This is a genomic window from Streptomyces sp. NPDC048352 (assembly GCF_040651895.1).
In the GTDB taxonomy this organism is placed as follows: domain Bacteria; phylum Actinomycetota; class Actinomycetes; order Streptomycetales; family Streptomycetaceae; genus Streptomyces.
This window is the reverse complement of sequence record NZ_JBEZKZ010000059.1, coordinates 1-13,866: the sequence shown is the minus strand read 5'-3', so window position 1 is coordinate 13,866 and position 13,866 is coordinate 1. Positions and strand designations below refer to the sequence as shown.

Below are 13,866 nucleotides of genomic sequence, written 5' to 3'. Positions count from 1 at the left end.
CTGTCCGTGCAGGCTATCCGGCCCCACTGACAAAGCGGCGGGCCGACAGGGTGTGTCCTGTCGGCCCGCCGCCGGAGGCAGAGCGGGGAGAGCGGCGCCGGTCAGGCGTCGACCTTCTCCATGACCTCGTCCGAGACGTCGAAGTTGGCGAAGACGTTCTGCACGTCGTCGCTGTCCTCCAGCGCGTCGATCAGCTTGAAGATCTTGCGCGCGCCCTCCTCGTCGAGTTCGACCTGCATGGTCGGGACGAAGCTGGAGTCGGCCGAGTCGTAGTCGATGCCGGCTTCCTGGAGCGCGGTGCGGACCGCGACCAGGTCGGTGGCCTCGCTGATGATCTCCCAGGTGTCGCCGTTGTCGTTGACCTCTTCGGCACCGGCGTCGAGGACGGCACCGAGCACGTCGTCCTCGGACAGCTCCGCCTTGGGCAGGAGGATGACGCCCTTGCGGTTGAACAGGTACGACACCGAGCCCGGGTCGGCCATGGAACCGCCGTTGCGGGTCATGGCGACGCGGACGTCGGAGGCGGCGCGGTTGCGGTTGTCGGTGAGGCACTCGATGAGCACCGCGACACCGTTGGGACCGTAGCCCTCGTACATGATCGTCTCGTAGTCGGCGCCGCCGGCCTCGAGGCCGCCGCCGCGCTTGACCGCGGAGTCGATGTTCTTGTTCGGGACCGACTGCTTCTTGGCCTTCTGAACGGCGTCGAAGAGCGTCGGGTTGCCGTCGATGTCGGCACCGCCCATGCGGGCTGCGACCTCGATGTTCTTGATCAGCTTCGCGAAGAGCTTGCCGCGCTTGGCATCGATCACGGCCTTCTTGTGCTTCGTCGTAGCCCATTTAGAGTGGCCGGACATCCGCCTGTCTCCTTCGCGTAACCAACAGTGTTCACCGCGATCCTACCGAAGCCTCGTCACAGCCCCGCGCGCACCATGTCGACGAAGTACGCGTGGACGCGGTCGTCGCCCGTGAGTTCGGGGTGGAAGGAGGTCGCGAGGACGTTGCCCTGGCGCACGGCGACGGTGTGGCCGTCGTACGTGGCGAGGACTTCGGCGGAGGCGCCGACCGACTCGACCCAGGGGGCGCGGATGAAGACGCCCTCGACGGGTCCGCCCGCTATGCCGGCGAAGTCGATCCTCGCCTCGAAGGACTCGTTCTGGCGGCCGAAGGCGTTGCGGCGGACGATCATGTCGATGCCGCCGAGCGTCTCCTGGTCGTCACGGCCGTCCAGCAGCTTGTCGGCGAGCATGATCATGCCGGCGCAGGTGCCGTAGACGGGCATGCCGGCGCGCACGCGCTCGCGCAGCGGCTCCAGCATGCCGAACAGCACGGCGAGCTTGGACATGGTCGTGGACTCGCCGCCGGGGATCACCAGGGCGTCGACCTCGGCGAGCTCCTCGGGACGCCGGACCGGCCTGGCCACGGCGTCCGCCGCGGCCAGGGCGATCAGGTGCTCCCGTACGTCGCCCTGGAGGGCCAGGACACCAATCACGGGGTTGGTCATGGCAGTGACTACCAGCCGCGGTTGGCGTAGCGCTCGGCCTCGGGGAGGGTGTCGCAGTTGATGCCGACCATGGCCTCGCCCAGGTTGCGGGACGCGTCCGCGATGATCTTCGGGTCGTCGTAGAAGGTGGTGGCCTTCACGATGGCGGCGGCGCGCTTGGCCGGGTCGCCCGACTTGAAGATGCCGGAGCCGACGAAGACGCCCTCGGCGCCGAGCTGGCGCATCAGCGCGGCGTCGGCCGGGGTGGCGACGCCACCGGCGGAGAACAGCACGACGGGGAGCTTGCCGAGCTCGGCGACCTCCTTGACGAGCTCGTACGGGGCGCGCAGCTCCTTGGCGGCGGCGTACAGCTCGTTGTTGTCGAAGCCGCGCAGCTTGGCGATCTCGTTCTTGATCTGGCGCAGGTGGCGGACGGCCTCGACGACGTTGCCGGTGCCGGCCTCACCCTTGGAGCGGATCATGGCCGCGCCCTCGGCGATGCGGCGCAGGGCCTCGCCCAGGTTGGTGGCGCCACAGACGAAGGGGGTGGTGAAGGCCCACTTGTCGGAGTGGTTGACCTCGTCGGCCGGGGTCAGGACCTCGGACTCGTCGATGTAGTCGACGCCGAGGGACTGCAGGACCTGCGCCTCGACGAAGTGGCCGATGCGGGACTTGGCCATGACCGGGATGGAGACGGCGCCGATGATCTCTTCGATCATGTTCGGGTCGGACATGCGGGCGACGCCGCCGTCCTTGCGGATGTCGGCGGGGACCCGCTCCAGGGCCATGACGGCCACGGCGCCGGCGTCCTCGGCGATCTTGGCCTGCTCGGCGTTGACCACGTCCATGATCACGCCGCCCTTGAGCTGCTCGGCCATGCCGCGCTTGACGCGGGAGGTGCCGATGGCCGACTCAGTGGACTGGGAAGAGGTGGGAAGCGTGCTCACGGGTTGACCTCACTCGAAAGGAACTCGAAAGGAAAGACGGGTGCTACTCGCTGAGAAAACCCCACCGACCAGTCCACTACAAGGGCCAATGTGGAGCCGGTGGCTCTTTCATTTGTCCCCCGCGGCCCTAGGAACCTCAGGCGGGGCGGTCCGCGAGGTCCGCCGGAGGCTCGTCGTCCATCTCGAAGGCCAGGGGGAACGGCGCGTGTCCCGCCAGTCTGAACCATCGGACCTTGCGGTGGCGGCGCAGCGCGCGGGCGGCCCGTACGGCGTCGTTGAGGAACCGGCGCGCCATGGGCACCCGGCGCACCGCGGCGGCCAGCTCCTCGGCGGCCTCCTCGCCGCCCGGGGCGGCCTTCAGCACCTCCACCTGGTCCACGTCGGCGAACACCGCCCGCAGCGCCTGGCTGAGCTCGCTCTCGGCGACCTCGCGGTGCTCCTCCTCGGCCTGCCGGGCGGCGTGGGCGGCCTCGTACAGCACGAGCGAGGAGGCGGGGTCGAGCGCCCCGGAGGTGGCCACCTCCAGCACCACGGACGCCCGCCGCACGAGCTGCGCGTCGAGCGCGGCCCGGGCGGCGTCCATCCGCGTGTGCAACCGGTCCAGCCGCCCGGCGGTCCAGCTGAGGTAGACCCCGACGACGGCGAGCACCACCGCGATCCAGACAAGGTTTTCGATCACGGGCGGCGACACTACCCGCTACGGGCCCCTACGTGTCCCGCGTGAAGCCGAGGCGGGTGCGGAGGGGGACGCGTTCGTCCGTGGCCACCGCGGCCGCGCCGGCCGTGACCGTCTCGTAGACCGCCAGGATGTCCGCGCCGACCGTCGACCAGTCGAAGCGGCGGACGTGGGCCGAGCCGCGGGCGCTCAGTTCCGCGCGGCGGGCCGGGTCGCGCAGCAGGGCGATCGCCGCCGTCGCCAGGGAGGCGGCGTCCTCGTTGGCGAACAGCTCGCCCGCCGCGCCCTGGTCCAGGACCTGGGCGAAGGCGTCGAGGTCCGAGGCCAGGACGGCGGCGCCCGCCGACAGGGCCTCGACCAGGATGATGCCGAAGCTCTCACCCCCGGTGTTGGGGGCCACGTAGACGTCCACGCTGCGCAGCAGGCGGGCCTTGTCCTCGTCGGAGACCATGCCGAGGAACTCCACGCGCGAGCGCAGTTCCGCGGGCAGGGAGGCCACGGCCTCCTCCTCGTCGCCGCGGCCGGCCACCAGCAGGCGTACGTCCGGGCAGGCCTCCACGATGGCCGGGAAGGCCGCCATGAGCACCGGCAGGCCCTTGCGGGGTTCGTCGATGCGGCCGATGAAGCCGAGGGTCTGCCCGCCCCACTCCGCCTTGGGGTCGGCCCGGGCGAAGAAGTCGACGTCGACGCCGTTGGGGATGACCACCGCGTCCCCGCCCAGGTGCTCCACCAGCGTGCGCCGGGCGTACTCGCTGACCGCGATCCGGGCGCTGATCTTCTCCAGCGCCGGCTGGAGGATCGGGTACGCGGCGATCATCGCGCGCGAGCGGGGGTTGGAGGTGTGGAACGTCGCCACGATCGGGCCCTGGGCCGCCCAGCAGGACAGCAGGCCGAGGGAGGGCGAGGCGGGTTCGTGGATGTGGATCACGTCGAAGACGCCCTCGTGCAGCCAGCGGCGTACGCGGGCGGCGGAGAGGAAGCCGAAGTTCAGCCGGGCGACCGACCCGTTGTAGGGCACCGGCACCGCCCGTCCCGCCGAGACCACGTAGGGGGGCAGCGGGGTCTCGTCGTCCGCCGGGGCCAGCACCGACACCTCGTGGCCCTGGCGGAGCAGGTGTTCCGCCAGGTCACGGATGTGGAACTGGACGCCTCCGGGGACGTCCCACGAGTACGGGCACACGATGCCGATCTTCACTACGGGCGCTCCTCCAGGTCGTCGAGCCACAACCGCTGCAACATGTGCCAGTCCTCGGGGTGCTCGGCGATCCCCGACGCGAAGGCGTCCGCCACCGCCTGGGTCATCGCGGCGGTCTTCTCGGTCCGCGTGCCCTGCTGCGGCACCTCCACCGCGGGGTGGAACCGGCCGTACAGCTTCGGGGTCTCCCCGTAGTACAGGGTCACCGGCAGCAGGACGGCCCCGGTCTGCTGCGCCAGCAGCGCGGGCCCGGCGGGCATCCTGGCCCGGGAGCCGAAGAAGTCCACCTCGACCCCGGAGGCCGACAGGTCCCGGTCGGCGACCAGGCAGACGAGCCCGCCGGAGCGCAGCCGGCGCGCCAGGGTGCCGAACGAGGAGCCGCCGGTGTGCGGCAGGACCTCCATGCCCAGGCTCTCGCGGTAGGCCACGAAGCGGTCGTAGAGCGATTCGGGCTTCAGCCGCTCGGCGACGGTGGTGAAGGGTACGCCCAGGTGGCCGGTGACCCAGGCCCCCGCGAGGTCCCAGTTGGCCAGGTGCGGCAGGGCGGCGACGACCCCGCGCCCGGAGGCGATCGCCTCGCGCAGGATGTGGTCGTCCTCGAGCTGGACGTCCTCGCCGAACCGTCGCGCGTCCATGGCCGGGAGCCGGAAGGACTCCATCCAGTAGCGCATGTACGACCGCATGCCCGCGTGCGACAGCTCGCGCAGCCGCTCGGGAGTCGCGTCCGGCACCACGCGGGCCAGATTGGACTCCAGCCGCAGCACGCTCTTGCCGCGCCGCTTCCACGCGACGTCCGCGATCTTGCGCCCGAGGGCCACCGCCGCCGGCTCGGGCAGCTTCTTCACGCCCGCCCAGCCGAGCCCGTACAGCCCGTCGACGAGCCTGTCCTGTGCCCTGCCCATCAGAGCGCGCCGCCTTCGGCCCCGGTGGACGCCGCGTCGGCCTCGGCCGCCTCGCGGCGTACGGTGACCACCCGCTGGATCAGCGTGACGAGCGAGCCCGCCGCCACGATCCACAGCGCGACGGGCAGCAGCACCCCGATCCACGAGGGGGCCCCGAAGGTCTGCAGCCCGGACAGGCCTGCCGCGACCAGCGAGATCACCAGTCGCTCGGCGCGCTCGACGAGCCCGTTGACGGCGACCGGCAGCCCGATCGCCTCGCCGCGGGCCTTGGTGTACGAGACCACCTGGCCGCTGGACAGGCAGAAGATCGCGACCGCGCACAGCACGTTGTCGTCGCCCAGGCCCGCGTACCAGAGCGCCAGCCCGCCGAAGATCGCCGCGTCGGCCACCCGGTCGAGGGTGGAGTCGAGGAACGCGCCCCACCGGCTGGAGGTGCCGGCCTGGCGGGCCATGTTGCCGTCCACCAGGTCGGAGAAGACGAAGAGGGTGATGGTGATCGTGCCCCAGAAGAACTCGCCCCGGGGGAAGAAGACCAGCGCGCCGGCCACCACTCCGGCGGTGCCGATGAGGGTCACGGCGTCCGGGCTCACCCCCCGGCGCAGGAGAAATGCGGCGAACGGCGTGAGAACACGCGTGAAGAACGCACGCGCGTACTTGTTCAGCATGGCCTTCCCAGAGGGTCGCTGGGCCGAACGGCCACCACGGCCACCGGCTGGCCCATCGTAGCCAGCGCCCCGCACCCGCCACGCCGCGCACCCACCGGTTCGCCCCCGCTCCCTGCCCGCGGCGGACGCCCGTCGCCCGTCCGTCACCCGCCGTCGGCTCACCCGGCCGTGGCCGGTACCACGTATGGACGCAGTGTGACGGCGGTGCAAAGCTCGAAGGACCCCGATCACCCTCCTCACCGCGACACCGGGAGGCACGAGCACCATGGGAGCCACATCACACCAAGCCGGAGCCGCCGGCAGGGCACTGACGGCCGACCGCCCCGAGTCCGTACGGAACGTCGTGCTGGTCGGCCACAGCGGCGCCGGCAAGACCACGCTGGTCGAAGCCCTGGCCCTGACGGCAGGGGCCGTCAACCGGGCCGGACGGGTCGAGGACGGGGGCACGGTCTCGGACTACGACGAGATCGAGCACCGCCGCCAGCGCTCCGTCCAGCTTTCCCTGGTCCCCGTCGAGTGGGCCGGAATCAAGATCAATGTGCTCGACACCCCCGGATACGCCGACTTCGTCGGGGAACTGCGGGCCGGCCTGCGCGCCGCGGACGCGGCGCTCTTCGTCGTCTCCGCCTCCGACGGGATCGACGGAGCCACCCGGATGGTCTGGGACGAATGCCAGGCCGTCGGCATGCCGCGCGCCATCGTCGTCACCCATTTGGAGGCAGCCCGCGCCGACTACTCCCAGATGGCCGATGTCTGCGGCGAGATCTTCGGCGCCGACGACCCGGACGCCGTCGTCCCGCTCTACCTGCCGCTGCACGGACCGGCCGGGCCGGACGGCCACTCCCCCGTCACCGGCCTGCTCGGCCTGCTCTCCCGGCGCGTGTACGACTACACCTCCGGCGAGCGCACCGAACGCGACCCGGACCCCACCGAGCTCGACCTCATCGAGGCCGCCCGCTCCCGCCTGATCGAGGGGATCATCGCCGAGAGCGAGGACGAGAGCCTCATGGACCGCTACCTCGGCGGCGAGGACATCGACGTCAAGACCCTGATCGACGACCTGGAGCGGGCCGTCGCCCGCGGCACCTTCCACCCCGTGCTGATGGCCGCCCCCGCCGCCGACGGCGCCCGCCAGGGCCTGGGCACCGTGGAACTGCTCGAACTCGTCACCGGCGGCTTCCCCTCCCCCGCCGAACGCGCCCCCCTGACCGTCACCGCCCCGGACGGCTCCCCCCGCCCCGACGTCACCTGCGACCCCACCGGGCCGCTCCTCGCCGAGGTCGTCAAGACCTCCTCCGACCCCTACGTCGGACGCGTCTCCCTGGTCCGCGTCTTCTCCGGCACCCTGCGCCCCGAGGAGACCGTCCACGTCTCGGGCCACGGGCTGACCGACCGGGGGCACGAGGACCACGACCTCGACGAACGGATCGGCGCCCTCACCTCCCCCTTCGGCAAACAGCAGCGCACCCTGGCCGCCTGCATCGCCGGAGACCTCGCCTGCGTGGCCAAACTCACCCGCGCGGAGACCGGCGACACCCTCTCCGCCGAGGACGCCCCGCTCCTCATGGAGCCCTGGCCGATGCCCGATCCGCTGCTCCCCCTCGCCATCGAGGCCCACAGCAAGGCCGACGAGGACAAGCTCTCCCAGGGCCTGGCCCGCCTGGTCGCCGAGGACCCCACCATGCGGCTGGAGCAGAACCCGCACACCCACCAGCTCGTCCTGTGGTGCCTGGGCGAGGCCCATCAGGACCTCGCCCTGGAGCGGCTGCGGACCCGCTACGGAGTCCAGGTCGACCCGGTGCCCCACAAGGTCAGCCTGCGCGAGACCTTCGGCGCCAAGGCCGCCGGGCGCGGCCGGCACGTCAAACAGTCCGGCGGCCACGGCCAGTACGCCATCTGCGAGATCGAGGTGGAGCCGCTCCCGCCCGGCAGCGGCATCGAGTTCGTCGACAAGGTCGTCGGCGGCGCCGTGCCCCGCCAGTTCATCCCGTCCGTGGAGAAGGGCGTACGGGCCCAGGCCGCCCGCGGCATCGCGGCCGGCTACCCGCTGGTCGACGTACGCATCACCCTGCGCGACGGCAAGGCGCACTCCGTGGACTCCTCGGACGCCGCCTTCCAGACGGCGGGCGCCCTGGCTCTGCGCGAGGCGGCCGCCGACACCCCGATCCACCTGCTGGAACCCGTCGCCGAACTCGACGTGGAGGTGCCCGACGAGTACGTCGGCCCGGTCATGAGCGACCTCGCGGGCCGCCGCGGCCGCGTGGTCGGCACCGAGCAGGCCGGCCCCGGCCGGTCCCGGGTGCGCGCCGAGGTCCCCGAGATCGAGATCGGCCGGTACGCCGTGGACCTGCGGTCCGTCTCGCACGGTACGGGCCGGTTCCGGCGCGCGTACGCCCGGCACGAGGCCATGCCGGCCCACCTCGCGGACAAGGTACGCGAACAGGCGGAGAAGGGAAGCCAGTCGACATAGTGGTCCGGCTGCCGCCCACCCGACGCGCTTGCGGTGGGCGGTATTTCCCTGTCCCATGACCGTGGGGGCGGGTACGCCGATAGGCTTTTCGCCGCGACGCACAGCACAACGGACCACGACACAGCGCGACATGCACGACGCGCACGGCACAGCACGACAAGCACGACGAGCACGAGCACGAGCACGACAGCACCACGGGCGAAGAGCACAGTGGCACGGCGATGGGGGCAGCGGTGGCGGACGACGGTTTCGACTTCAGGCCCGGAGCACAGATTCCTCTCCAGGGCGGCGGCGGCCAGACCGCGGCGACCAACGCGCTCGCCTCGGCCGCGTACCGCGACGGCGGCAAGGACACCGCGCTGTCCTCCATCCTCGGGGCGAACAGCGAGAACCACCCCGCCTCCGTCAAGGCGCCCAAGATCTCCCTCCTCGAACCCAACCTGGGCGAGGCCTTCTGCCGCGCCGTCGAGGCCCGCACCCTCGCCCCCGGCCGCAAACCGCTCATCCAGTCCTTCGGCGCCGACCCGCAGACCGTCGTGGAGCACTGCCTGGCCGCCTCCCGCATCCGCAAGGAACGCGACCGCAAGCTGCGCCTGATCACGCTGGTCAGCGGGGTGTTGTTCCTGCCCGGGATGCTGCTGTGGCTCGGCCTCTTCCAGTTGCGCAAGTCCCTCTCCAAGGGCGGGGGCAAGAAGAGCACCTGGATCGGCACCGCGCTGCTGGTCGCCGTGTTCCTCATGGCCGCGGTGCTGGTCTACCGGGTGGTCAAGCGCGAGCCCGGCACCGGTCTGCTGGAGGTCTACCTGCTCGGCACGCTCGTCGCCCCCGTCCTCGGCTGGTACCTGGCCCGCCGGATCTGCGAGAACACCGCCGCCGACCTGCGCTCCCGCTGGGACGGCCTGCTCGGGGGCGGGGCCCCCGTCGCCGCCAAGATCCCGGAGGCGGTCCCCGGCAACCCCGACGAGAAGGCCCGCGAGGACCTGCGCCGCCAGCTGGCGAAGCTGACCGCGGAGGACCGCAGCAACTCCGTCTTCTACGCGGGTCCCAAGGGCATCCTCGGCATGGGCACCCGCTGGGGCAGCTGGCAGATGGCCGAGGAGCTGACCCCGAGGAAGGAGGGGCACGAGATCCACCCGTTCCGCAGCTGGGACGTCATACGCGCGATCGACACGCAGCTGCGCAAGCTGGAGCGCGGCCCCCTGCACACCGGCGGGTTCCCGCCCGCCTCGATCCAGCACTGGATCGTCACCCCCGTCGGCGAGGGCGCCGCCGAAGTGGCCCGGCCGAGCGGAGAGGACGTCGACTCCTTCCTGGTCAAGCCGCACGAGATCACCCGGATCTGCAACGAGCAGCAGTTCAGCGCCGGCAACCGGCACTACCTCGGCATCCAGTACCCGCTGTGGGACGGCCAGCTCGTCATCACGATGCTGGTCACCGTCACCGTCCTCTACAAGACCCTGCGCGTGGACGTCACCGCGCACGCCCTCGGCCCGGTGCACGGCCTGTTCACCACCAAGTCCAAGACCCCGGTGATCGAGGTCCCGAAGTCCATCCGCTTCTGGGAGACCGTCGAGCGCCCGCTGCCGCTGGTGGACACCACGGAGGTGGTACGCCTGGCCGTGCGCGCCCCCCTGACCTGGTACCCGCCGCTCCTGGACCACCTCGGCGGCAAGCTCGTCCTGCCCGAGCCCTTCGGTCTGCGGCACGTCTGGGCCGGCTCCATGTGGCGCCACCGCTTCATGGCGGACGACGCCCTGCGCACGGTGGCCCCGGTCCTGCGGGCGGTGCACACGGCGACCTTCAAGGTGCTGGAGGAGAACGGCGTGGACACCTCGGCCTTCACCAACCGTTCCTCGATCATGAACGGCCTCATCCAGGAGCCGGCCCCGCGCAAGGCGGACGTCTACGACGCGTAGGGCGGGACGGCCCGATCAGTCGTGCGGCCAGGCGTCGGCGAGCATCTGGCGGGTGTCCGCGAGGAGTTGGGGCAGCACCTTGGTGTGGCCGACGACCGGCATGAAGTTCGTGTCCCCGCCCCAGCGGGGCACGATGTGCTGGTGCAGGTGGGCGGCGATGCCGGCGCCGGCGGCGCTGCCCTGGTTCATGCCGATGTTGAAGCCGTGCGCGCCGGAGGCCTTGCGCAGCGCGAACATGGCCCGCTTCGTGAGGTCGGCGAGCTCCGCCGTCTCCGGCCCGTCGAGCTCCGTGTAGTCGGCGACGTGCCGGTACGGGACGACCATCAGGTGGCCGCCGTTGTACGGGTAGAGGTTCAGCACGGCGTATACGTGCTTGCCGCGCGCCACGACCAGGCCCTCCTGGTCGGACATCTCCGGAATCCCGCAGAAGGGGCAGCCGTCGCCGGCTTCCGGGCCGGTCGGCTTGTTCTCTCCCTGGATGTAGGCCATCCGGTGGGGGGTCCACAGACGCTGGAACGCGTCCTGCGTGCCCACACCGATCTGCTGCTCCGGCTCAATCGTCATAGGCGCAGCATATGACCTCGTCCTGGCGAACGAGCGGGGCCCCCGGAAAGTGATCGCTCTCCGGGGGCCCCGCCCGTGGCCCGGCCCGTCATCGGGCCGGTCAGGCCCGGATCAGACCTGGACGCGGTCCGCGACGACCTTGGCCAGCTTGGCCAGCGCCTCGTCCTTGGGGACGCCGTTCTCCTGCGAACCGTCGCGGTAGCGGAAGGAGACGGTGCCCGCGGCCATGTCCTCGTCACCGACAATGATCATGAACGGGACCTTGAGCTTCTGGTGGTTGCGGATCTTCTTCTGCATCCGGTCGGAGGAGGCGTCCACCTCGACCCGCAGGCCCTGCTTCTTCGCCGCGGCGGCGAACTCCTGGAGGTACTCCACGTGCCCGTCGCCGATCGGGATGCCGACCGCCTGGACCGGGGCCAGCCACGGCGGCATGGCGCCCGCGTAGTGCTCCAGCAGCACCGCGAAGAACCGCTCGATCGAGCCGAACAGCGCGCGGTGGATCATGACCGGGCGCTGGCGCGAGCCGTCCGGGCCGGTGTACTCGAGGTCGAAGCGCTCCGGCAGGTTGAAGTCCAGCTGCACGGTCGACATCTGCCAGGTACGGCCGATGGCGTCGCGCGCCTGGACGGAGATCTTCGGGCCGTAGAAGGCCGCGCCGCCCGGGTCGGGGGTCAGCGGGAGGCCCTGCTTCTCGGCGACCTGCTGGAGGACCGCGGTGGCCTCCTCCCAGACCTCGTCCGAGCCGACGAACTTCTCCGGGTCCTTGGTGGACAGCTCCAGGTAGAAGTCGGTCAGGCCGTAGTCGCGCAGCAGGTTCAGCACGAAGGTGAGCGTGCGGTCGAGCTCCTCGGCCATCTGCTCGCGGGTGCAGTAGATGTGCGCGTCGTCCTGGGTGAAGCCCCGGGCGCGGGTCAGGCCGTGGACCACGCCGGACTTCTCGTACCGGTACACGGTGCCGAACTCGAACAGGCGCAGCGGCAGCTCGCGGTAGGAGCGCCCGCGCGCGTCGAAGATCAGGTTGTGCATCGGGCAGTTCATCGGCTTGAGGTAGTAGTCGGTACCGCCGTCGAGCTGCATGGGGGGGTACATGCCCTCCGCGTACCAGTCCAGGTGGCCGCTCTTCTCGAAGAGGGCGCCCTTCGTGGCGTGCGGGGAGTAGACGAACTCGTAGCCCTCCTCCTCGTGCCGGCGGCGCGAGTAGTCCTCCATCACCCGGCGGATGATGCCGCCGCGCGGGTGGAAGACCGCGAGGCCGGAACCGATCTCGTCGGGGATGGAGAAGAGGTCGAGCTCGTTGCCGAGCTTGCGGTGGTCTCGCTTCTCGGCCTCGGCGAGGAAGTCGAGGTGGGCCTTCAGTTCTTCCTTCGAGGGCCAGGCGGTGCCGTAGATGCGCTGGAGCATCGGGTTCTTCTCGCTGCCGCGCCAGTAGGCGGCGGCGTTGCGCATCAGCTTGAACGCCGGGATGTTGCGGGTGGTGGGCAGGTGGGGACCGCGGCAGAGGTCCTTCCAGCACAGCTCGCCGGTCTTGGCGTCGAGGTTGTCGTAGATGGTCAGCTCGCCGCCGCCCACCTCGACGTTCGCGCCGTCGTCGGTGGAGGCCGAACCCTTGATGCCGATGAGTTCGAGCTTGTACGGCTCGTCGGCGAGCTCCTCGCGGGCCGCCTCGTCGGAGACCACGCGGCGGGCGAACCGCTGCCCGCGCTTCTGGATCTCCTGCATCTTCTTCTCGATGGTCTTCAGGTCATCGGGAGTGAAGGGCTTGGCGACGTCGAAGTCGTAGTAGAAGCCGTCGCGGACCGGCGGGCCGATGCCCAGCTTCGCCTCGGGGAACAGCTCCTGCACGGCCTGGGCCATGACGTGCGCGGTCGAGTGGCGCAGGATGTTGAGGCCGTCCTCGGAGGAGATCTCCACCGGCTCGACGGTCTCGCCGTCCTTCACCTCGTACGAGAGGTCCTTCAGCTCACCGGCGATGCGCGCGGCGACGATGGTGCGCTCGCCGGCGAAGAGCTCCGCCGCCGTAGTGCCCGTGGCCACCACGCGCTCGTCCCGCTCGGAATCGCGTTGGATGATCACACGGACGTCTGACACCGGTCTCTCCTGACTGAGGGGGCACGCGAGCGAACGCTGCGCGCCTGAATCGTACCGAGCCGAGCGGCCGCGCCGCTAAACGGTTACGCCCCGGGCCGGGGCGGCCCCGGCCCGGCCCGGAAATCCCGGCGGGCCCGGCCGGCCCCGCGGGTAGCGTGGCCCCTCCCGCCCCGGACCCGAAGGGACCCCACCCCGTGCCGAGCCCGCGCCCGCGCCCGCTGGACCTCACCGACGACGCGACGGCCGCCGCCGTGCACCGGATCGGCCGGGCCGCCTACGCGGTGGAGGCGGAGCTGATCGGCTTCGACGGCATCCCCGCGCTCGGCGAGGACCTGGAGGCGATGCGGGCGCGGCCGCTGCGCTGGCTGGGAGCGGTCACCGGCGCCGGCGCGGTGGCGGGCTTCCTGGCCTGGGAGGAGACGCGGGACGGCGTGTCCGTCGACCGGCTCTGCGTGGACCCGGCCTGGTTCCGCCGGGGCGTCGCCTCGCTGCTGCTGCGCCACGCGCTGACGGAGCTCTTCCCCGGCCGCCCGGTCGAGGTCGCCACCGGCGCGGACAACACTCCGGCCGTGACCCTGTACGGGCGCCACGGCTTCACCCGGGGCGCGGACTTCTCCCCCGTCCCGGGCCTGCGGATGGCGTCCTTCACCCTGCCCGGGGCCGGGTAGGGACCACTTACGACGGGCGGAGGCCCCGGCCGCGCCCGAAACGGGGAACCGCAGCCGGCACCGGAGCGCGGCCGGCGGCCGGGACCCGGAGGACGGCCGGCGGCCGCGCTCTGGAGGACGGTCCCACGGGGAACCGGTCGGCGGCCGGGCGCGTCACAGGGGCGCCCGAAGCACAGGAACCCCAGGGGGATCGAGAGATCATGCGCCGTACCGCCGTCAGACTCGCCTGCTTCGCCGCCGCCGCGCTGCTCACCGGCGGCGGGGCGGCCACCGGCCCCGGACCGGCGGCCGAGCC

Annotated in this window: 12 protein-coding genes; 3 read left to right on the top strand and 9 right to left on the bottom strand. The window is 71.5% G+C overall.

Annotated features, from left to right (window positions below):
• Positions 1-101 precede the first annotated feature (101 nt).
• From AB0D45_RS25525 to pgsA, 7 genes are all read right to left on the bottom strand, one after another.
• Positions 102-854, bottom strand: coding sequence for a YebC/PmpR family DNA-binding transcriptional regulator (locus tag AB0D45_RS25525; RefSeq protein ID WP_042812451.1), 753 nt, complete (start codon positions 852-854; stop codon positions 102-104).
• Positions 855-910: 56 nt separating this feature from the next.
• Complete coding sequence (pdxT, locus tag AB0D45_RS25520) at positions 911-1,501, bottom strand: pyridoxal 5'-phosphate synthase glutaminase subunit PdxT (RefSeq protein WP_362462986.1); 591 nt, start codon at positions 1,499-1,501, stop codon at positions 911-913.
• An 8-nt stretch (positions 1,502-1,509) separates the two neighbouring features.
• Positions 1,510-2,427 carry a pyridoxal 5'-phosphate synthase lyase subunit PdxS gene (gene pdxS, locus AB0D45_RS25515; RefSeq protein WP_361607846.1) on the bottom strand — a complete coding sequence of 306 codons (918 nt, stop codon included), beginning with the start codon at positions 2,425-2,427 and terminating at the stop codon, positions 1,510-1,512.
• A 136-nt stretch (positions 2,428-2,563) separates the two neighbouring features.
• On the bottom strand, positions 2,564-3,106 hold the full coding sequence (locus AB0D45_RS25510) for a hypothetical protein (protein ID WP_361607843.1): 543 nt from the start codon (positions 3,104-3,106) through the stop codon (positions 2,564-2,566).
• 28 nt (positions 3,107-3,134) lie between these two features.
• The gene (locus AB0D45_RS25505; RefSeq protein ID WP_361607840.1) at positions 3,135-4,298 is read right to left on the bottom strand and encodes a glycosyltransferase family 4 protein; all 1,164 of its coding nucleotides are present in this window, start codon (positions 4,296-4,298) and stop codon (positions 3,135-3,137) included.
• Positions 4,298-5,200 carry a phosphatidylinositol mannoside acyltransferase gene (locus AB0D45_RS25500; protein ID WP_362462983.1) on the bottom strand — a complete coding sequence of 301 codons (903 nt, stop codon included), beginning with the start codon at positions 5,198-5,200 and terminating at the stop codon, positions 4,298-4,300. The genes AB0D45_RS25505 and AB0D45_RS25500 overlap by 1 nt, the downstream gene beginning before the upstream one ends.
• Complete coding sequence (gene pgsA / locus AB0D45_RS25495; protein ID WP_361607834.1) at positions 5,200-5,865, bottom strand: phosphatidylinositol phosphate synthase; 666 nt, start codon at positions 5,863-5,865, stop codon at positions 5,200-5,202. Before pgsA ends, AB0D45_RS25500 begins: the two co-directional genes overlap by 1 nt.
• 265 nt (positions 5,866-6,130) lie before the next feature.
• Here pgsA and AB0D45_RS25490 point away from each other — a divergent pair, with 265 nt between their 5' ends.
• On the top strand, positions 6,131-8,335 hold the full coding sequence (locus AB0D45_RS25490; RefSeq protein WP_362462980.1) for an elongation factor G-like protein EF-G2: 2,205 nt from the start codon (positions 6,131-6,133) through the stop codon (positions 8,333-8,335).
• A 233-nt stretch (positions 8,336-8,568) separates the two neighbouring features.
• Positions 8,569-10,251: a hypothetical protein gene (locus AB0D45_RS25485; protein WP_362462978.1), complete on the top strand. Its 1,683-nt coding sequence runs from the start codon at positions 8,569-8,571 to the stop codon at positions 10,249-10,251.
• A gap of 15 nt (positions 10,252-10,266) precedes the next feature.
• On the opposite strand, the gene AB0D45_RS25480 is transcribed toward AB0D45_RS25485, so the two are convergent.
• Both AB0D45_RS25480 and thrS read right to left on the bottom strand, forming a co-directional pair.
• Positions 10,267-10,815 carry an HIT domain-containing protein gene (locus tag AB0D45_RS25480; protein ID WP_361607825.1) on the bottom strand — a complete coding sequence of 183 codons (549 nt, stop codon included), beginning with the start codon at positions 10,813-10,815 and terminating at the stop codon, positions 10,267-10,269.
• Positions 10,816-10,926: 111 nt separating this feature from the next.
• Positions 10,927-12,903: a threonine--tRNA ligase gene (gene thrS, locus AB0D45_RS25475; RefSeq protein ID WP_362462975.1), complete on the bottom strand. Its 1,977-nt coding sequence runs from the start codon at positions 12,901-12,903 to the stop codon at positions 10,927-10,929.
• Positions 12,904-13,097: 194 nt separating this feature from the next.
• On the opposite strand from thrS, the gene AB0D45_RS25470 reads away from it, so the two are divergent.
• The gene (locus AB0D45_RS25470; RefSeq protein ID WP_362462972.1) at positions 13,098-13,571 is read left to right on the top strand and encodes a GNAT family N-acetyltransferase; all 474 of its coding nucleotides are present in this window, start codon (positions 13,098-13,100) and stop codon (positions 13,569-13,571) included.
• Positions 13,572-13,866: the final 295 nt, after the last annotated feature.